The organism is Actinotignum stranguriae, assembly GCF_051265215.1.
GTDB lineage: Bacteria > Actinomycetota > Actinomycetes > Actinomycetales > Actinomycetaceae > Actinotignum > Actinotignum schaalii_C.
Genome location: NZ_JBOZCJ010000001.1, coordinates 161696 through 181382, shown reverse-complemented (window position 1 = coordinate 181382; position 19687 = coordinate 161696). Strand labels below are relative to the sequence as shown.

The window sequence follows — 19687 nt, the reverse complement described above, 5'->3', positions numbered from 1 at the left end:
GCCGCGGTGCCTGTGGACGCCTCTGCCGCGCCCTGCAACAGCCCCGTATCTCGATTCTGGAATGATTTTGAGAAAAACTATCTCAGCATATGAGATATCCACGGCGTGAGACGTGACTCCTTCCTGAAAGTGTCCAGACTCTCGCAACTTCGAAAAATGGCTCTATGCTGCGGATTTCTCCAATTTTTGCGGGCGTGAACATTCGCACATGAAAAAAGCCTGAGCCTAAACGTAAAGAAATCGTCAAGACTCGTGTAGGCTTTTTCCATGGTTAGAGCGGTGGCGCTGGCTATCCGCACAGGATGCCAATGCGTGTTCCATCCTGTGGAGATCGTCAACGCACCGGATTCTTGAGAATCCGGCACCGCTTTTGCATATTCCACGCGCCCACAGCGCGAACATGATCACTCCGTACCGGGGGACTGCCCCCGCGGTACGGAAACAGTCAATGAGGAGGTTCCTTCGTGAAGAAGACCGCTTATCCCTTGGTGGCCGGAGCAGCCGCGCTTGCTCTGGTCATGACTGGTTGTTCCTCCAACGGCAAGGGTGGCCCCACCCAGGTCGAAGGAAATGTCAACCGGACCGCTTCGGTCACCGTCGGTGCCGATGAATTCCTGGGCTACAACGGCTTGACGCCCACTACCTACAGCTCGGCCAACTCCCTTGTTGTTGACCGCATGATGCCCGGCTTCGGCTACTACTCCGCCAATGGCGAGTGGAAGCACGGCACCGCTCTCGGTGACTACGAACTGGTTTCCGAGAATCCCCTCACCGTGAAGTACACCTACAACGATGAGGCCAAGTACCAGGGTGGCGAACTTATTACCTGTGAAGATGCCTACCTGGACTGGGTTTCCCAGAACCCGAAGTGGATCATGGATGGCCAGGCTGCGGCCGGCTCCGATGAGCCGCTGTTCAACCACGTGTCCAGCCCGGATACCTATGCGGACGGCGTTCCGGAAGGCCCCCAGTGCAATGCTGGCGACCGTTCCTTCACCATCACCTACGCCGAACCGAACCCGGATTGGCAGCTCGTTGTTTCCGGTCAGCTTCCCTCGCACGTGGTAGCCAAGAAGATCGGCATGTCCAAGAAGGAGCTTTTCGAAGCTCTGAAGAACAAGGACTTTGAGACCGCTAAGAAGGCCGCTGAATTCTGGAACAACTGGAATTCGCCCACCCCGGGCCAGCTGCCCTCCGCGGAAGATGCTCCGTCCTTCGGCCCCTACACCCTCAAGGAAGGTGGCTGGGAAGCCGGTCAGTACATCACCATGGTTCCCAACCCGGATTGGTGGGGTGAGAAGCCCGGCCTCGATGAGCTCGTGATCCGCTTCATCCCGCCGGAAGGCCAGGTTCAGGCCCTCGCCAACCAGAACGTGAACGTCATTGAGCCGCAGGCCACCAAGGACACCCTTGATGCCCTCAACGGCACCCAGGGCGTGACCGTCCTCGAAGGTAACACCATGATTTGGGAGCACTTCGACTTCAACTTCAAGCCGGGCTCCATCTTCGCCAATGACAAGGGCGGCCTCGCTCTGCGCCAGGCCATGGCCTACTGCATCCCGCGCCAGCAGATCGTTGATTCGCTTATCAAGCCGCTCAACGCTAACGCTGAAGTCCTCAACTCCCGTGAATACTTCCCGGATAACCCCGAGTACAAGGAAGTTGTGGCCGCCTCCTACAACGGCGAATATGACAAGGTCGACATCGAAAAGGCCAAGGCCAAGGTTGCTGAATCCGGTATCGCCAACCCGGTGGTCCGCATTGGTTACAACCAGCCCAACCAGCGCCGTTCCGATGAGGTTGCCCTCGTGACCTCCTCCTGCGCCCAGGCCGGCATCACCGTCCAGGACGTCGGGGCCCAGGGCTTCATGGCCCCGGGTGGCGGCTATGAGAGCGGCGACTTCGATATGGTGCTCTTCGCCTGGTCCGGCTCCGGCCAGATCGTTTCCGGCGCGAATATCTACAAGTCCAACGGTGGCCAGAACCAGACCGGTTACGCCAACGCCACTGTTGACACCGAATGGGACAAGGTTTCCTCCAGCCTGGATCCGAAGGTCCAGAAGGAAGCCAAGAAGGTGATTGAGAAGGAACTGTGGAATGACCTCTTCGGTATCCCGCTCTTCACCCACCCGGGCATCGCGGCGTACACCACCGGTATGGAGAACGTTGAGCGCAACGTCACCCAGTCCGGTATCGCCTGGAATGCCGAAAAGTGGAGCTGGGGCTCCGCACCCGCCAAGGCTGAGTAATTAGCCTTATGCATAGGAAGTAATAGTTATTTTCTAGCTGCACCGGAGGGGCCGCGCTTGCGGCCCCTCCGGGCGTGCAGTTTTATCACCCTTCCTGTGTCACATCCCACGTCCCATTTCGTCTGGAAATGCTTATGTACTATAGTCACCGAGTAAAATTGTCCGAACCGGCGCCCATCGGCACACAGAACGGAAAGAAGTCTCGCGGTGTATAAATTCATCGCCAAACGAATTGGCATCTCAGTACTTATCCTCTGGGCCGCGTCGCTCCTTATCTTCGTTCTTACGATTAATTCGGGCGACCCCCTCGAGGACCTTCGCGAATCCAATAACCCGAATCGCGAAAACCTCATGCAGCAGCGCTCCTCCTTCATGGGCCTCGACCTGCCCTGGTACGAGCGCTATTGGACTTGGCTGACCGGAGCCGCAAAATGCTTCATCGGCCAGTGCGACCTGGGCGTCAATCGTTCCGGACAGTCTGTCAATGACATGCTCGGTCAGGCCGCTTCCGCCACCTTGCGCCTCGTGCTGGCGGCCACCTTCCTCGCGATCTTCTTCGGAATCTTCTTCGGTGTGATGAGTGCTATCCGCCGCTACACCGGTTTCGATTACGTCGTGACCTTCCTCGCCTTCACCTTCTACTCACTGCCCGCTTTCGTCTTCGCGGTGCTCCTGAAGGAATACGGCGCTATTCGCTTTAATGACTGGCTGGCAGATCCAACAATCTCACTGGTTACTATTGTCATATTTGCCGGTATCTTCGCACTCTTTGTGCAGGCCCTCGTGGCCGGAGGCCCGAAGCGGCGCGCCATGGCCGCGGCCATCAGCTTCGCCATCGCCTTCGGCGTCATGGAATACATTTCCGTAACCCGTGCCTTCCTGGAACCCACAGGCGGGCTGTGGATCGAAGCCCTCATGGGTCTAGCCGGCACGGTGCTCTTCACCGGCCTCTTCCTCGGCTTCTCCAATAAGCGCGGCTTTGCTGTGGTGGGCGCCAATGCCGCGATTATGTTCGTCATCGTGGCGGCCTGCTCGAATATGCTCTGGGAGCCCACGTGGGGCTTCCTCTTCCTGATCCTGGCTCTCGGTATCGCCGCCTCCGTGGGCGTGTCCTACTTCTTCGGTGGCTACGCCCGTCGTTCGGTCACCTGGGCCTCGATTTGGGCCGTGTTCTCGGTGTGGATCGCGATTATCTTCGATTTTGCCGCCCGGTACTGGTCCACCTACCTGCCGCTCACCCAGAACCGCCCGATTTCCACCATCGGTTCGATGACCCCGAATTTCCAGGGCAGCCACGTTTTCTGGCTCAGCTTCCTGGATTCCTTCACCCACCTCCTACTGCCGACGATCTCGCTGACGCTCATGTCCATCGCGTCCTATACGCGCTATACGCGCTCGTCCATGCTGGAAGTGCTCGGTCAGGATTACATCCGTACCGCGCGCGCCAAGGGCCTGCCCGAACATACGGTTATCACCCGGCACGCGTTCCGTAACGCCATGCTGCCGCTGCTCACCATTATCGCTTTCGATTTCGCAGGCCTCATTGGCGGTGCGGTTATTACCGAAACGGTCTTCGGCTGGAAGGGCATGGGTGAACTCTTCCGAACGGGCCTGGCCCAGGTAGACCCGGCCCCCGTTATGGCCTTCTTCTTGGTCACCGGCGGAGCCGCGGTGCTCATGAATATGGTCGCGGACATCATGTACGCCTACGTCGATCCTCGGATTAGGCGGTAAGCATGAGCCTGACTACCCCCATGAATCGTCACCAAGCCCGAGGAGAATCCGATGAGTGAGAATCGCTCGAAAACAACCGTCGCGTCGCTCGACCCGGAACACGTTGTTGAGGTCGACGACGCTCAGCTCGCTTCCTCCAGCCCCTCCTATTCCCAGGGGCGCCTGGTACTGCGCCGCTTCCTGCGGCATAAGCCCGCGATGGTATCCGCCGTCGTTCTTATTCTTGTGACGCTGGTGGCCTTCCTGTCCATTGGCTGGAATATGAGCTTCTTTGGGCTGCACTGGCATTTCTCCGGTTTGTGGCGCCACAATTACACGGATGTTCTGGATGTCGTCAATAACGGCAAACCGACCTTGACCTGGACCTCGCTGGGCGAACACCCCTTCGGGCAGGACAATATCGGCAAGGACTACTTCGCCCTGACCATGAAGGGCACCCAGATTTCTATTATTATCGCCTTCGTCGTCGGGCTGGTGTCCACCATTATCGGCACGGTTATCGGCGCGGCCGCCGGTTACTTCCGCGGCTGGACCGAAGCGATCCTCATGCGCATTACCGACCTCTTCATCGTGATCCCGCTGCTCATCCTCGCCGCGGTTATCGGCAAGATGGTGGGAAGCCAGGGCATTTTGTTCCTCGCGGTTATGCTGGGTGTGCTCTCCTGGACGGGCCTGGCGCGCCTGGTGCGCGGCGAAGTGCTCTCCTTGCGGGAACGCGAATTCGTGGCCTCGGCCCGCGCGCTGGGAGCCTCCCCGTGGCGTATTATTTTCCGCCACATCCTCCCGAACTGCCTGGGCACGATTATTGTTTCGGCAACCCTGTCGATTTCTTCGGCCATTCTGCTGGAAACGTCGCTGTCCTTCCTCGGTTTCGGGGTGCGCCCGCCGGCAACTTCGCTCGGCCTGCTTATTTCTACCTACCAGACCACGTTCTCGACCCGCCCCTGGCTCTTCTTTGCCCCGGCCGGTCTGATCCTCATCATCGCGCTGTCCATTAACTTCATCGGTGACGGCCTGCGTGATGCCTTCGATCCGCGCCAGCGTTCTGCGGTCTCGCGCCGCAAGATGAAGGCCCTTGCGGAAGGACATATTGAGAACGACGTCGAAGCTGATCTCATGCCGGTGACCACCGCGGCCACCACCGCGACGGGTGGCGAGCACGCCGCTCCCGCATCCGACGCCACCGAAAGGAAGGGCGAATAAATGCGTCTCGGAAAACGCGCTGCAACAACGCACGATAAAGCTGCCTCCTCGGCCACGGCCACGCTGAAGGCCGACCAGCCCGTCGTCACCCCGCACCCGAAAACCGATAAGCCGGTGCTCGGCTTCGGTGAACTGGACGTCAAATTCGCCACCGAATTCGGTGCGGTTCACGCCGTGCGCGGCGTGAGTATCGATGTACGCCCGGGTGAAGTGGTGGGCCTGGTAGGCGAATCCGGTTCCGGCAAGTCCGTCACCTCCACCACGGCCCTCGGCCTGCTCCCTTCCAATGCTGTTATTAGCGGAAGCGTGCAGGTGGCCGGGCGGGAAGTGCGCGGGATGACCTCGCGGGGCATGCGCGCCCTGCGCGGTGCCGAAGTGGGCATGGTGTTCCAGGAACCCATGACCGCCCTCAACCCGGTGCTCACCATTGGCCGTCAGATGACGGAAGGCCTGGAAACCCACGGGCTCGCCTTCGGGGAAGATGCCCGCAATCGCGCGGTTGCCATGCTCAAGGCTGTGGGGTTGCCCGATGCCGAAGAGCGCATGAACCAGTACCCGCACCAGCTTTCCGGCGGGCAGCGCCAGCGCGTGGTCATCGCGATCGCGCTCATCGCCAACCCCTCCGTCATTATTGCGGACGAACCGACCACCGCCCTGGATGTCACTGTCCAGGCCGATATCCTCGACCTGCTGCGCTCCCTCAAGGACCAGCTCAATACCGGCATTCTGCTTATCACCCACTCCATGGGTGTTATTGCGGATATGGCCGACCGGGTCCATGTGATGTTCAAGGGTGAGATTGTGGAATCGGGCGACGTCGTTCAGGTTCTGAACCACCCCAAGCACCCGTATACGCGCCGACTGCTGGAAGCCGTGCCGCATCTGGGCCAGGGCCGCGAGCAATTCGGTTTCTCCCTGGAAAAGGAAGCTTCTATCGACCTCAATAAGAAGGTGCTAGAAGCTAAGGACCTCGTTATCGAATACGAGATTCCCGGCAAGGAGCCCTTCCGCGCGGTTGACCATGTGTCCTTGGATGTTGCCGAGCGTGAGATCGTGGGCCTCGTGGGTGAATCCGGTTCGGGTAAATCCACCATCGGTAAATGCGTGCTCGGGCTCATCCCGGCGGCTTCCGGTGAGGTGAAGATCTTCGGCGAGGACCTCGTGGGTGCTTCGCGTAAGCACGCTCAGGAACTGCGCCAGCACGTGGGTGTGGTCTTCCAGGATCCGGCCGCGTCTCTCGACCCGCGTTTCCCGGTGGGCGATTGCATTATGGAACCGCTCGATGTTCATAAGGTCGGCACGAAGGCGGAACGCCGCCAGCGGGTGTACGACCTGCTCGATGCGGTACGCCTGCCGCGTTCCTCCTTCAACCGCTACCCGCATGAGCTTTCCGGCGGGCAGCGCCAGCGCGTGTGCATCGCCCGCGCCCTGGCCCTGCGCCCCAAGCTCCTCATCGCGGACGAACCGACCTCCGCGCTGGACGTGTCCGTCCAGGCCCAGGTCCTCACCATGCTCTCTGAACTCCAGGACGACATGGGCTTCGCCTGCCTCTTCATTTCGCACGATCTCGCGGTGGTCGATATGCTTTCGCACCGCGTGGTGGTGTTGCAAAACGGCAAGGTCGTGGAAGCGGGCCAGCGCGAGGACGTTCTCCACAACCCGCAGGAAGCCTACACTCAGCGCCTCCTGGCCGCCGCCCCGGTTCCCGAACCGATTGAGCAGCGCCGCCGCCGCGAAGAACGCCACGCGCTGCTGCGCAAGCAGGGCCGTGAAGTCTCGCGTTTGCGTTTGAATGAGAACGACGACGCCGCCAACTAGGCGAGAGTTACTCCGGCGCTCAGGTGAATGCCAGGCCGCAGGCCGCGGCTAGGCAGGCCACCCACGCCACACACAGAACCGCTCGGTTGCGATCCACGGATCGTACCGGGCGGTTTGTGCTATTTGGGTGGTCCGCAGTCTCAAGGGCACGTGAGTGGGCGGCCCGCAGCTGCTGCGCGGCCCGGGCGAGGGTGACCCAGCGGGTGCGGGTAGTAGCGCCACGCCCGGGCAGCGCGGGAAGATCAGCGTGGCGAGCCGCAGCCGGATGTCGGGCGGGAAGAAGCCGACGCCCGGCCGCCAGCGCGCCGCCAGCCGGGAACGCCGCCGCATCCCAATGCTGCCCGCCCCGGGCGTGCGTGGTGAGATAGAAACGGGTAGTGAAACGCGCCACCGTGCCCCAGGGCAGGTAGATGGTACGCAGCGGGTTAATAATCGTTAGGCCCACCGCGCTATAGCGCAGTTCGGGGAGGAAGAAAAAAGAATAGGCGGCGCCGGCCACCCCGGCCCCCAGGAAAGCGGCGGCAAGAGCGGAGAGCGGCATAGGAACCCCGGCCGCGATGAGAATCAGGGGTGCGAAGCCAAGGGCACTGAGAAGGCCGCCTTTGACGATCTGGCCGCGCGAACGCAGGGTCATCTCGCCGGCTTGACGTTTCACTCTGCCGTGCCCGGCCGTTTCGTTCCCGTGCCCGGCCGCGCCCGCGTGCGTACCTTCCGCACTCACAGCGCCACCGACCAGGCAATACCGCCGAGCACCCCGAGTACCCCGGCCACCGCGAAGGCGAGCCGATCCCAGGCCCAGTGCCGCTCCACCCGCGGATGCTCGCTCGGGGCACCCGCGGGAACATAACGGGAGGCCACCGACTCAATGAACTTCCGCACCGGCAGCGTTGCCGTGGTGACCGTATGATCCCCGGAATCGTGGACCGGGACGGCGCGGCGGGTATCCGGGGTGGGGCGCCCGACGGAGCCGAAGGCGCGGGCGTGGATGGCTGCTCCGTCCGTCGTCGTGATAACAAGACCGTACCCGGATTCGACCCCGCGCAAACGAGGGAACGGAACCCGCAGGTCGCGGAAGGTATTGCGTATCGTCACCCCGGAATCGTCTACGTCCACGCTGGGCAAATAGAAGAGCGCATACCCGGCCAGGCACATGCCGGCGGCGAACACAGCCGCGGGCGGCAAATAACCCCATCCGCCCTGCCACACCTGCATGACCAGCGCGATGATTCCGATAGCGCCGCACAGCCCGGCGGCGGGGGCGGCCGAGGCGCCGCGAAGACGATAACGTGCAGACATAAGCATATTTTCCCACGTTCGCGCCCCGATTGCCGATTCCCGCAGCCGGCGGTGGTGATTCTTGACATGGTGGCGTATACGGCGGCGGCCAGGCGAGTAACATTGCCAGGGGTTTGCGCTCGCGCAGCCCGTATGTCACAACGCCGGCGCGGGTCGGCAGGGAAGTAGGTTATGGATAGTCGCAACGATCTTCGCAACGTTGCCATTGTGGCGCACGTTGATCACGGGAAAACCACTCTCGTGGACGCGCTCATGTGGCAGGCCGGGGCTTTCGGAGAGCGCGCCACCGTGGAGAAAACCGGGGAGCGCGTCATGGATTCGGGAGAACTGGAACGCGAAAAAGGCATCACCATCCTCGCGAAGAACACCGCGATCCATTACCGCGGGCCGGCCGCGGCCGCAGCCGGCGCACCTGAGGGCATCACCATTAACGTGATCGATACCCCCGGCCACGCCGATTTCGGCGGGGAAGTCGAACGCGGGCTGTCCATGGTGGACGGCGTTATTTTGCTCGTGGACGCCTCCGAGGGCCCGCTTCCGCAAACTCGTTTCGTGCTGCGCAAGGCCCTGGAAGCCTCGTTGCCCGTCATTATTGTTATTAATAAGGTGGATCGCCCGGACGCGCGCATCGCCGAGGTGGAATCCGAAACCCAGGATCTCCTCCTTTCCCTCGCCTCCGACCTGGATCATCCCGATCCGGATATGCTCGATTCCCTCCTGGAAACCCCGGTGATTTACGCTTCCGCGAAGGCCGGGCGCGCGAGCCTGACCCGCCCGGCGGACGGCCAGCTGCCCGAAAGCGCCGATCTGGAGCCGCTGTTTGAGGCGATTGTGAACTATATTCCCGCCCCGCATTTCGAGGCGGACGCCCCGCTGGCCGCCCAGGTCACCAATCTGGATGCTTCGCCTTTCCTTGGCCGTATCGCCCTGCTGCGGATTTATTCGGGCACCATTAAGAAGGGCGCGACGGTTGCGTGGGTACGCGCTGATGGTACGACGTCGTCGGCCCATATCTCGGAACTGCTTCTCACCGAAGGTCTGGAACGTAAGCCGGCCACCTCTGCCCGGGCCGGCGATATTGTGGCGATCGCGGGTATTCCGGATATTACGATTGGTGATTCCCTGGTGGATCCGGACGATCCGCGCCCGCTGCCGCCCATCCACGTGGATGACCCGGCTATTTCTATGACCATCGGGATTAATACTTCGCCGTTGGCCGGGACCGAAGGCAAGGGCCATAAGCTCACCGCGCGGCAGGTCAAGGACCGCCTCGATCAGGAACTCGTGGGTAATGTGTCCATCCGGGTGCTCCCCACCGGCCGCCCTGATGCCTGGGAAGTGCAGGATCGCGGAGAATTGGCTCTGGCGATTCTGGTGGAGCAGATGCGCCGCGAAGGTTTCGAGCTGACGGTGGGCAAGCCCCAGGTCGTCACCCGCACCATTGACGGGACTGTATGCGAGCCGATGCAGCGCACCACCATTGACGTGCCCGAAGAATACCTCGGCGCGGTTACCCAGCTCATGGCGGCCCGCAAGGGACTCATGGAAACGATGGCGAATCACGGCACCGGCTGGGTGCGCATGGAATTTGTGGTGCCGGCCCGCGGCATGATTGGTTTCCGCTCCGCGTTCCTCACCCAGACCCGCGGCACCGGCATCGCCGCCTCCATCTCGGAAGGCTACGCGCCCTGGATGGGTGAGATTTCCTCGCGGGCCACCGGCTCCCTGGTCTCTGATCGGGCCGGGCAGGTCACCGCCTACGCCCTCCAGCGCCTGGAAGACCGCGGCACGTTCTTCGTGACCCCGGGCCAGGAAGTGTACGAGGGCCAAGTGGTGGGCGAAAACCCGCGCGACGAGGATATGGACGTCAATGTGGTGCGCGCCAAGGAAATGACAAATATGCGCTCGGCCACCGCCGACGTGTTTGAGACCCTGCAAGCGCCCCGACGGCTTACCCTAGAAGAAGCTATGGAATTCGCTGCTGATGACGAATGCCTGGAAGTAACCCCGGAATCCGTGCGGGTGCGCAAAGTCGTGCTCAGCGCGGTGGAACGGGGCAAGATCGCCGGGCGGAAGAAGCGCGCGAAGAAGTAGCGCCCGCCCAGACAAGGAGTGAGATGAGGAACCGCACCCCGCGCTCAGGCGCGCCTTCGGCCGCGTTTGGAACCGCGCTGCGGACGTGCGCGAAGCTCGCCACCGGCCTGCTGCTCGGGGCCTTCGCCGGGGCGCTGGCCGCGGTCACTCACGCGGGGCTCGCGGGAATTCCCGGCCTGGCCACCGATATTGTGTGGATCGGTCCGCTCCTCGCCACGCTACTCATTGCCAGTGGCGCATCTTTCGCCCGCGATTGGCTAGGATCGTGGTGCTGGGCTGGATTCTGGCTGGGTGAAGTGGCCCTCACCTTCTGGGCTTTTGCCGCACCCGGCTACGGTGACATCGTGGCCTTCCACGGGGTGGCCGCGAATCTCTGGCTTGTTCTGGCTCCGCTCGCCGGGGCATTCCCGCTGATCGGCGCTCTGGTGCGCCGCCGGCATTCCACGCCTCCGGGCCCACACCCGCTGGCCAACCAGGATCAACCACAGGAGGACGCATGCGACCTGAGCACACGCCGCTGAGTGTAGGTCTCGAAGATACCGCGGTGCGCCCCGCGGGTTCTGACACGCCTTTCGACACCGGGGAATTCCGGCAGGTGGAAGCTACCCGTAAGCTGCGCTGGCCCTGGATTGTTTCCGCGGTTATTGCGATTTTGCTGCTCGCCTACGTGGGTTATGCCTGGTACAGCGCCGACCGCGTGGCGCGGGGTACCACGGTGGCCGGCATTGAGATCGGCGGGATGAATACCGCCACCGCCACCGAACACCTCGGTGGTGAGGTTGCCGCGCGGGTGGCTCGCCCGGTCGAGGTGGTTGTGGAGGGCACCAGCGTGAGCGTGAACCCGGGCGATTACTCCCTGGGCGTGGACGCGGCGGCCACGGTGGAGAGCCTGACCGGTTTCACCCTCAACCCCGTGGAGATTTTCCACCAACTCACGGGCAAGGGTGAGGTGGCCCCGAAGGTCACCGTGGACGACGCCGCATTATCCGCCCAGGTGGATACCATTCGTAACAGCACCGGGGTGGAGGCGCGTAATGCTACCCTCGTGATGGAAGGTACTACGGCGCAGCTCAGCCCGGCGCAAGCCGGGCGCGCCGTCGACCCGGAGGCCACCCGCGCCGCTCTGATTGAGCAACCATTGCGCGGCCAAGAACGCATCGAACTGGAAGCGGTGCCAGCAGAACCGGCTATTAGTACCGAAGCTGCCGAAAAGGCGCGCGCGGAGCTGGCCGGGCCGCTGGTCTCCGGTGATCTCACCGCGAAGGTGGGGGATCGGGCCGTGAACCTCAGCCCGGCAACTCTGGCGCAGGCGGCGTCTTTCGTGCCGGAAGGCGCGGCGCTCCAGCTCAAGCTGGACGGTAAAGTGCTGGGCGATGCGGTGCGGGCCGCCGCCCCGGACCTGCTCAAACCGGGTGTGGATGCTCGCATTGAGATCGTGGACCACACCACGCCCACGATTATTCCCTCCCAGGATGGCGTGGGTATTGACGACGCCGCCCTCGCCTCCGGCGCGCAGGTGGCCGCGCTGCGCACCGCTGCCGCCGAGCGCCTCGTGGAACTGAGCCCCGCCCCGATTCCGGCGGCCTTCAGCACTGCGGATGCGGAAAAGCTCGGGGTGAAGGAAGTGGTTTCTGAGATTTCGACCCCGCTCACCAGTGACTCGGTGCGCACCACCAACCTGCGGGTGGGAACCCAGAAGATTACCGATACCCTGGTCAAACCCGATGAGACGTTCTCCCTGGAAGCAGCGCTGGGCCCCATCGAATATTCGGAAGGCTTCGTGTCCTCCGGGGTGGTCATGAACGGATTTAATAACGAGGCCCTGGGTGGCGGGCTTTCCCAGCTGGCCACAAATGTGTTCAATATTGGCTACCTGGCCGGTTACGAGGATGTGGAGCACCGCCCCCACACCAAGCATTTTTCCCGCTACCCCATGGGCCGCGAATCGACGCTGTGGTCCGGTTCCATTGACGTGAAATGGAAGAATACCACCCCCTACGGCGCGGTGATCGACACCTACCTGGAGGGCGGCTACGTGGTCACGAAGCTGTGGTCGACGAAGTATTACGACGTCGAAACCTGGACCTCGGAACCGCGCAATTACCGCCAGCCGGTTATGACGGAAGGTAAGGGCCCGGATTGTGAACCCCAGGGCTTGGGTGATCCCGGATTTACCGTGACGGTATCCCGAACCGTGAAATTGGGGGATAAGGTCGTTGAGGATTCGTCCTATGACTGGACCTACCAGCCCGATCACGGCCGCACCTGCCCGAAGCCGGAGCCGGCCACTCCGCCCGCACCCGCGCCGCAACCCGAAGGTGCTCCCGCACCAGCTCCAGCCCCCGCGCCCGGTCACTAGATTTGGTGCTGGGCGTGAGCTCGGATTACGGTAGAGGAGGAGGTGACACCGTTGGCTTATGTCATTACCTTGCCGTGCGTCGATACCAAAGATCGGGCGTGCGTGGACGAATGCCCGGTGGATTGCATTTACGAAGGGGACCGTACCCTCTACATTAATCCGGACGAATGTGTGGATTGCGGGGCTTGCGAACCGGCCTGCCCGGTGGAAGCTATCTATTACGAAGATGATGTTCCCGAAGAATGGTCAGTGTTTACCGCCGTCAATGCGGAATTCTTCTCCGAATTGGGCTCCCCGGGCGGGGCACAAAGCTTGGGGCCCACCGGCACCGACCACCCCTATGTGGCCGGCCTGCCGGCGAACGTTAATGAGGATTCCTAGCGCGCGCCGTCGCTCCAATCGAGGGTGGTGCGGGCCAACTCGCGCACCTGCGGCCAGGTGGTCGCGAAGGAAGGAAGCAGCGGGTAGGAGGTAACATCCTCCACGTTCACCCAGCGCAACTCCATGGACTCTCCGTCGGCCACCGCTTCGAGCCCATCGCGGCAGCGTGCCACGAAGCTGGTATAGGACCAATCCACGTGCGCGGTGGTGAGCTCCCCGCCGCGGCGTAGATCCGTGGGGGCCAGGGCGGTTTCCTCGGTGAATTCGCGCAGTGCACCCTCCCAGGGTTCCTCGTCCCATTCACGTGCTCCACCCGGGAAAGCCCAGGTGGCACCGCCGTGGCTCCAGGGGGAGCGGTGTTGAAGCAGGATCTGGATATGCCCGGCGTGGCGCCGGAAAGCCGCGATCCCGGCTGCCCCGTTCATACCCCAATGGCGTTTGCCGCAACCGCACAGCAGGAAACCGTCCGCGCCGTGATGAACCGTGCCGTGGTGGCTATCGGCTAAGAAACGCTGCGCGGCCTCCGGGAGCACCCCGAGGGCCGGGCGGGCCGGCTTCGCCCAGAATTGGGTGAAGGACAGGCCCAGGTGCTCCACCAGGGAGCGCAGCAGCGGTAGGGAAATCCCCACCACCCCGTGGTAATCACCCTCGAGGCGGTCAATAAAGGGGCCACCCAGGCCGTCCGCGGTAAAAGAACCGGCCACTTCCAGGGGCTCCCCGGTGGCGATATACGCCTCGATCTCCGCCGCGCTCAGGTGCGCGAAAGTCACCTTCGCGCGGGAAATCCCGGCCAGGGAACGCCCGGAAGGAACATGGACCAGGCAGTGCCCGGTGTGGAGAATTCCGGAATGCCCGGACATGCGGGCCAGGCGTTCGCGGGCGACCTCCGGGGAATGCGGTTTCCCGTAGACCTCACCCTCGAATTCGAACATGGAATCGCAGCCCACCACAAAATCGGCGCCCTGAGCCGGTCCGGGGGTAGCGGCCACATCGCGGGCTTTGGCCGCGGCCAACGCGAGCACCCCCTGGGAAGGACCCCCGTGCACTCGCGCGAGCAGCGCATCTTCATCCACGTGCGATACCTGCACCAGCGGCTCCACGCCCGCGGCCCGCAAGGTGGCCAGGCGGGCCGGAGACTGGCTGGCAAGAGCCAGGGTCAGGGAGGGCAGCGCGGGCATATGCGTTGCAGGTGTGTGCCCGGCGGAGGTGTGCCCCGCGGGCGTGCGCCCAGCCGCGGGCGTGTGCGCCGCGCCGCCCCCGTTATGAGTCATCGGCATAGGAAGGACCGGCCTAGCGCGAAAGCTCGCTGCGCAGCACGTCCAGGCCCACCCCGCCCAGGCGCAGAGCCTTCATATGCCACGCTTTGAGGTCAAAGCCGGCACCCGCGCGGGACCGGGCTTCTTCACGCAGCTCCTTCCAGATCCGCGCCCCCACCTTGTAGGCGCTGGCCTGCCCGGGCCAGCCGAGGTAGCGGTCCAGCTCGTAGGAAAGGAAGGACTGTTCCATAGCCACATTCGCGCGCAGGAAACGCCAGGCGGCGTCGTGATCCCAGACGCCGGTGCCGAACTGCCCGCCGGCCACCTTCCCGGCATCCTTACCCAGATGCACGCCCATATCCACCACGATGCGGGCCGCGCGCAGCCGCTCGGAATCAAGCACGCCCATGCGGTCACCCGGATCCTCGTGGAAACCGAGCTCGGCCATGAGGGCTTCGGCGTAGAGCGCCCAGCCTTCCCCGTGCCCGGAGACCCAATAGGCCTGACGGCGCCACGCATTGAGCTGATCCTTGAGGTAGACGGCCAAGCCCAGCTGGAGGTGGTGACCCGGTACGCCTTCGTGGTAGACCGTGGTCTTTTCCTGCCAGGTGTGGAATTCCGTGACGCCTTCCGGCACGGACCACCACATGCGGCCCGGCCGGGAAAAATCATCGGACGGGCCGGTGTAGTAGATACCGCCCGAATTCGAGGGCGCGATCATGCATTCGATGGTGCGCATCGCCTCGGGAATATCGAAGTAGTGCGTGGCAGCGGCCATGGCATCATCGGCGGTGTGCTGCATCCAGGAGCGCAATTCCTCCACGCCGTGCAGGGTGTAGCGTTCTTCCTGATCGAGGCGGGTGAGGGCCTCGTTGACGCTCACGCCCTCCCCGTACAGCTCGCGCGCAATGGCTTGCTGTTCCGCGTCGATTCGCTCCAGTTCGTGGATACCCCACTCGTATGTTTCATCCAGATCGACGACGGCGCCCAGGAATTCGCGCGAATGCAGCGCGTAACGATCCCGGCCCACCGCATCATTTTCGGTAGCCCCCGGGAGGAGACCCCGCAGGGTTTCGGCCAGTTCTCCGTAGGCCGCGCGGGCCCGGGCAGCACCTTTCTCCAAAGCGTCGGCAAGTCCCGGGGCTGTGGCCGCCCCGCGCTGGGCTAGCCCCGCGAAGCTCCCCGAATCGGAGGCGGCACCGAGGGCCTGCTCCAGGCAGCGCTCCACCTGCCGGGCCGCGAAAACAGGGCCGGACGCGGCCCGCTGCGCCAGGGATTCCCGATAGCCGGCCAGGGCCCGCGGCACATCGTTCAGGCGCGCCGCGATGGTTTCCCAATCGGAAGTACTGTCCTGGGGCATCACGTCAAAAACATCGCGAATCCCCTGGAGCGGGGATTCAATAACATTGAGCTTGCCGACTTCTTCACCCGCCTCATACAGCTCAATTTCCAGGCCGAGGCGATCGCGCAGGCCTGCGGCGGTCACCCGATCCGTGACGTCCTGCTCTTCAAGGTGATCCAGGGCGGCCAAGGTTTCCCGCACGTTATCCATATGCGCGGCAATCCCGGCGGGGGAGTAATCATCAAGCTTGGTTTCTGGGGCACCGGGCAGGCCGGTGAACGTCACCGTTTCGGGTGAGCTATCCAGGACGCGCTGGAAATAGCGGTCCGCGAGGGCATCAATATCTGTGTGTTCTCGTTTATTCTCCACTGCTCCAGAATAGCCCGCGGCTACCGCGCACTCCACTCCCAGCAAAATCCCTGGATGAAAACATGGACGTGAGTGTCAAGGATGACTAGTATACTGTGATGGAAGGCACTTTATTTATGGCCGGCGGTTGGCGCTCCCTGTTCTCCTCACCTGAGGCGGCGCCGCGCCGGTGGTGAACAGCTAAGGGAAGGGGCTAGTGTGGCTGAGCAATTCGCTAGCGCGCCGCGCCCCTCACCCTATCCCGAAAAATTGCGCGGAGTAGGCGATGGTGGTGCGCGCAAACATTCCGGTATCGGCCCGGCCATGAGCCCGGACCTCATCGCTTACCTCCTCGGGGGTGGCGTCCAGCCCGCTGAAAGCGCGGAGCTCAGCGCGGATGATATGGCCCAGTTGCGGCGTAACACCGCTGCGGATTTGCCTCTTGGCCCGGAATCCGGAGTGCCCCGCCCCGGGCATGCCGCACGTATGGAAGCCCCGGTAGATCGTAATTTCGTGCCTAGCCGGGAAACAGCGGCCCGCACCTCGCAGCGCTCGCGGGCCTGCAGCCCCGCGCCTGATGGCCCGCGGCCGGGCAGCGCTCAGGCGCCAGAATCTGCCGCGCCAGCGGTACCGGCGTCGTACCACTACGCACCCCCGCGTCAGCCGCAGGCCACGGCGGATACGGAAGCCACCACGTTCTCCGCCTATATGGAACACCTCGAGGGCGGGCTACCGCGCTATACCTTGCGCCAGGCCGCGGAGCTTACCAATATGGACACGGAAGGCGTGCGGCGTTTTTGGCTGGCGCTCGGTTTCCCCACCATCGTGGATGAAGATAATGAACGCGTTTTTACGGACGGGGATATTACCGCGATGCGGGCGATGGCGGAATCGCTCGGGGAATCCCCGCTGACGGAATCGGCCCTTACATCGCTGCTGCGCGCCAGTGCCCACAATGTGGATCGCATGCTGCAATGGCATGTGGAAACCTTGCTTGAACTGGCCGAAACTACGGGTGGGCTCGGGCCGGTGGATGCGCGGCGCTGGGTGCTTGATCATTTCGCGGATATTGAAGAATTCTTGCGGCGTACCGCAGCGTATACCTGGTCGCGGCAGGCCGCCGCGCTGCTGCGCCATACCGAGGCGGAAATCGCCCATATTAATGAGGATGACGCCATCCCGCAGATTCCGCGCGCGGTGGGTTTTATCGATATTGTGTCCTTCACGAACCGGACCGAGCGGATGACCTCGCGTCAGTTCATGGAATTTATTGAGCGTTTTGATTACACCTGCCGGGCCGTCATTACCGGTGGGGGTGGGCGCGTGGTTAAATCCATGGGCGATGCTTTCCTCTTTATTGCGGACGATATCGTTACGGGTGCGGATATTGTGTGCGATGTGACCCAAGCCCTGCGCGATACCCCGGAGATTCCGGCGGTGCGGGCCTCCCTCACCTGGGGGCCGGTACTGGGGCGTTTCGGTGATGTTTTCGGGCCGTCGGTGAATATGGCCTCCCGGCTGGCAGATGTGGCCTCCCCGGGTACGGTTCTTACCTCGCGTCCGGTGGCGACCGCGCTCAAAGCGGTAGGGGAGAATCGCTTCACCACGATCTCAGTGGGAACCCCTACCCTCCAGGGACTAGGTGCCACCGAGGTGCTGGAGCTGCGCCGCCTCCGTGCGCATTAAGAACGGGTGCTTTCGCGTGTATCGAGAAAGCCGCTCCCAGGCTGGCTTACGCCCGTTTCACGCCCCGGGGCACAGGCCCTGAGTGAAAAAAGAAAATAGCTTAGACTTTCAGTGTGACTACTTTGCTTCTTGTTGAGGATGATGCCGCTATTTCCGGACCGCTGGCCCGCGCGCTCGGGCGGGAAGGGTACACCGTGAACCTGGTTGCTACCGGGCGGGATGCGCTGGACCAGCTCACCAACGGGGTCGATATTATGGTCCTGGACCTCGGTCTGCCGGATATGGATGGCCTCGAGGTAGCGCGGCAGGCTCGCGGGGAGGGCTATACTTTCCCCATTCTCATTCTTACCGCACGCACCGAAGAAGTGGATATGGTGGTGGGCTTGGATAGCGGGGCGGATGATTACGTCACGAAGCCTTTCCGGCTCGCGGAGCTGCTGGCTCGGGTGCGGGCGTTGCTGCGGCGTACCGAGCAGGGCAATGACCATCTCAATGCCCAAGATATTTCGGTGGATACCGGGGCGCGCCGGGCGCTACGCGAGGGAGTGGAGCTGCCACTCACCGCTAAAGAATTTGATTTGCTTACCGCGCTGATTCGCAGGGCGGGGGATGCCGTGTCACGTGAGCTGCTGCTCAGTGAAGTGTGGGGGGATGAAAACGGTTCCTCCTCGAAGAAACTTGATATGCATATTTCGTGGTTGCGCCGTAAATTGGGCGACGACGTTGACAGTCCTCGCTATATCTCCACGGTGCGGGGACTGGGCTTCCGTTTCGAGACTCACTAAGAAGAACCGATGCGCGCACGTTCTTTGCGGATGACGATCCGCACCGCGCTGGCGGCTATTTTACTGGTCGGGATTCCCGCGCTGGTGATGGGCGGGGTGACGATCCCGCGCAATGCCCTTGATGAGGGGCGGGCCCGGCGGGATATGGTGCTCTTCTTAGGGGCGGAAATCCTGGCGATTATCGTAGCTATTTTGGTGGCGGTGGGGATCGCCATGCGGGTCTCGCGCCGCATTTCCGCGCCGCTTATCTACCTGGCTGCCGCTGCCGAACAGCTGGGAGCGGGAACCACCCGCCCGCAAATGGCGCCCTCGGGAATTGAAGAAATTGACCTGGTTTTTGAGGAGATCGCGCGCGCCGCGGATCGTATGGCCGGCAGGCTTTCCGCTGAACGACAATTCGCGGCCGATGCCTCCCACCAGCTACGCACTCCGCTCACCTCGCTATCCATGCGTCTGGAGGAAATCCAGTACCTCAGCAAGGATCCGGACGTTAAAGAAGAAGCTACGCGTTGCCTGGAACAGGTGGAACGCCTGACCGGGGTGGTGACCGATCTGCTTCACGCCTCGCGTGCTCAGGAAAGTGCCACGGAGGCGGTGGCGTTGCAACCCATTTTTGCCCAGCAGGGTGTGGAGTGGGAGCGGGCTTTCGCGGCGGCAGGCCGGAAAGTGGTCTTCACGGTGGGCGAGCACGGCCCGGTGCTCTCTGATCCCGGGGCGCTCTCCCAAATCATTGCCACGTGCGTGGAAAACTCGCTGAAATACGGGGCAGGGACGACGGCGGTTACCTCGCGCCCAGCCGGCCGGGGCGTCATTATCGATATTAGTGACGAGGGAGAGGGAGTCGCTCCCGAATTCGTGGAAGCTATTTTCACCCAGGGATTTTCCCTGGGCGGGTCCACCGGATTCGGCCTGCCGCTCGCCCGCCAACTAGCCGAACGCAATGGCGGGCGGCTGGAATTATCCCAGGCGCGGCCTCCTGTTTTTTCGGTGGTCCTTGCCGCGCTCCCGGCTGCTCTTGACCCGGCGAAGGTTTTCCCCGCGGGTGGCGAAATTTCGGTGGGTGCCCGCAGACGGCGCTTCTAACAAAGGCGTGCTGCGGAGGAAAACGCCACCGGGCTCCTCGGCCGCCGGATAAC

Annotated in this window: 15 protein-coding genes; 11 read left to right on the top strand and 4 right to left on the bottom strand. The window is 62.9% G+C overall.

The features are described from left to right. Positions 1-464 precede the first annotated feature (464 nt). The 4 genes from ACRQEG_RS00815 (at position 465) to ACRQEG_RS00800 (ending at position 7004) form a co-directional block, all read left to right on the top strand. Entirely contained in the window at positions 465-2249 is a 1785-nt protein-coding gene (locus ACRQEG_RS00815) for an ABC transporter substrate-binding protein (RefSeq protein WP_284903819.1), read from the top strand. Between the two features lie 207 nt (positions 2250-2456). Further along, positions 2457-3983 carry an ABC transporter permease gene (locus ACRQEG_RS00810; RefSeq protein WP_284903820.1) on the top strand — a complete coding sequence of 509 codons (1527 nt, stop codon included), beginning with the start codon at positions 2457-2459 and terminating at the stop codon, positions 3981-3983. A gap of 51 nt (positions 3984-4034) precedes the next feature. Next, positions 4035-5186, top strand: a complete 1152-nt coding sequence (locus ACRQEG_RS00805) for an ABC transporter permease (protein WP_284901476.1) — start codon at positions 4035-4037, stop codon at positions 5184-5186. Then, positions 5187-7004, top strand: a complete 1818-nt coding sequence (locus ACRQEG_RS00800) for an ABC transporter ATP-binding protein (RefSeq protein WP_284903821.1) — start codon at positions 5187-5189, stop codon at positions 7002-7004. A gap of 19 nt (positions 7005-7023) precedes the next feature. Here the strand turns inward: ACRQEG_RS00800 and ACRQEG_RS00795 are convergent, their stop codons facing one another. Both ACRQEG_RS00795 and ACRQEG_RS00790 read right to left on the bottom strand, forming a co-directional pair. Further along, a complete protein-coding gene (locus ACRQEG_RS00795) occupies positions 7024-7725 on the bottom strand; it encodes a hypothetical protein (RefSeq protein ID WP_435733749.1) in 702 nt (233 codons plus the stop codon). Beyond that, positions 7722-8300, bottom strand: coding sequence for a PH domain-containing protein (locus tag ACRQEG_RS00790; RefSeq protein WP_320756867.1), 579 nt, complete (start codon positions 8298-8300; stop codon positions 7722-7724). The genes ACRQEG_RS00795 and ACRQEG_RS00790 overlap by 4 nt, the downstream gene beginning before the upstream one ends. Before the next feature lie 171 nt (positions 8301-8471). Between ACRQEG_RS00790 and typA the strand changes: the two genes are divergently transcribed. Genes typA through fdxA form a run of 4 tightly spaced genes read left to right on the top strand, consistent with a single transcriptional unit; the run spans position 8472 to position 13134 of the window. Further along, positions 8472-10394 (top strand): translational GTPase TypA, encoded by a 1923-nt coding sequence (typA, locus tag ACRQEG_RS00785; protein WP_284903828.1) that lies wholly within the window; start codon positions 8472-8474, stop codon positions 10392-10394. Between the two features lie 23 nt (positions 10395-10417). Beyond that, complete coding sequence (locus ACRQEG_RS00780) at positions 10418-10915, top strand: hypothetical protein (protein WP_284903831.1); 498 nt, start codon at positions 10418-10420, stop codon at positions 10913-10915. After that, positions 10891-12753 (top strand): VanW family protein, encoded by a 1863-nt coding sequence (locus ACRQEG_RS00775; protein ID WP_284903833.1) that lies wholly within the window; start codon positions 10891-10893, stop codon positions 12751-12753. Before ACRQEG_RS00780 ends, ACRQEG_RS00775 begins: the two co-directional genes overlap by 25 nt. Positions 12754-12804: 51 nt before the next feature. Then, complete coding sequence (gene fdxA, locus ACRQEG_RS00770; RefSeq protein ID WP_026428348.1) at positions 12805-13134, top strand: ferredoxin; 330 nt, start codon at positions 12805-12807, stop codon at positions 13132-13134. Here the strand turns inward: fdxA and ACRQEG_RS00765 are convergent. Together ACRQEG_RS00765 and ACRQEG_RS00760 are read right to left on the bottom strand one after the other, a co-directional pair. Further along, positions 13131-14405: a Maf family nucleotide pyrophosphatase gene (locus tag ACRQEG_RS00765; protein ID WP_435733748.1), complete on the bottom strand. Its 1275-nt coding sequence runs from the start codon at positions 14403-14405 to the stop codon at positions 13131-13133. The two genes, fdxA and ACRQEG_RS00765, sit on opposite strands and share 4 nt — an antisense overlap. A 19-nt stretch (positions 14406-14424) precedes the next feature. Further along, on the bottom strand, positions 14425-16101 hold the full coding sequence (locus tag ACRQEG_RS00760; RefSeq protein ID WP_320757765.1) for a DUF885 domain-containing protein: 1677 nt from the start codon (positions 16099-16101) through the stop codon (positions 14425-14427). 198 nt (positions 16102-16299) lie between these two features. On the opposite strand from ACRQEG_RS00760, the gene ACRQEG_RS00755 reads away from it, so the two are divergent. From ACRQEG_RS00755 to ACRQEG_RS00745, 3 genes are all read left to right on the top strand, one after another. After that, the gene (locus ACRQEG_RS00755) at positions 16300-17766 is read left to right on the top strand and encodes an adenylate/guanylate cyclase domain-containing protein (RefSeq protein WP_320757766.1); all 1467 of its coding nucleotides are present in this window, start codon (positions 16300-16302) and stop codon (positions 17764-17766) included. A 113-nt stretch (positions 17767-17879) separates the two neighbouring features. Continuing rightward, complete coding sequence (locus ACRQEG_RS00750) at positions 17880-18551, top strand: response regulator transcription factor (protein ID WP_284891027.1); 672 nt, start codon at positions 17880-17882, stop codon at positions 18549-18551. A 9-nt stretch (positions 18552-18560) separates the two neighbouring features. Further along, positions 18561-19634 (top strand): sensor histidine kinase, encoded by a 1074-nt coding sequence (locus ACRQEG_RS00745; protein WP_016443173.1) that lies wholly within the window; start codon positions 18561-18563, stop codon positions 19632-19634. Positions 19635-19687 lie beyond the last annotated feature (53 nt).

What these genes read in the sequence shown, in the direction of transcription:
- ACRQEG_RS00790 (WP_320756867.1), bottom strand. Translation starts at nt 8,300, where the DNA reads ATGTCTGCACGTTATCGTCTTCGCGGCGCCTCGGCCGCCCCCGCCGCC.
- ACRQEG_RS00745 (WP_016443173.1), top strand. Translation starts at nt 18,561, where the DNA reads ATGCGCGCACGTTCTTTGCGGATGACGATCCGCACCGCGCTGGCGGCT.
- ACRQEG_RS00800 (WP_284903821.1), top strand. Translation starts at nt 5,187, where the DNA reads ATGCGTCTCGGAAAACGCGCTGCAACAACGCACGATAAAGCTGCCTCC.
- ACRQEG_RS00780 (WP_284903831.1), top strand. Translation starts at nt 10,418, where the DNA reads ATGAGGAACCGCACCCCGCGCTCAGGCGCGCCTTCGGCCGCGTTTGGA.
- ACRQEG_RS00765 (WP_435733748.1), bottom strand. Translation starts at nt 14,405, where the DNA reads ATGACTCATAACGGGGGCGGCGCGGCGCACACGCCCGCGGCTGGGCGC.
- ACRQEG_RS00805 (WP_284901476.1), top strand. Translation starts at nt 4,035, where the DNA reads ATGAGTGAGAATCGCTCGAAAACAACCGTCGCGTCGCTCGACCCGGAA.
- typA (WP_284903828.1), top strand. Translation starts at nt 8,472, where the DNA reads ATGGATAGTCGCAACGATCTTCGCAACGTTGCCATTGTGGCGCACGTT.
- ACRQEG_RS00775 (WP_284903833.1), top strand. Translation starts at nt 10,891, where the DNA reads ATGCGACCTGAGCACACGCCGCTGAGTGTAGGTCTCGAAGATACCGCG.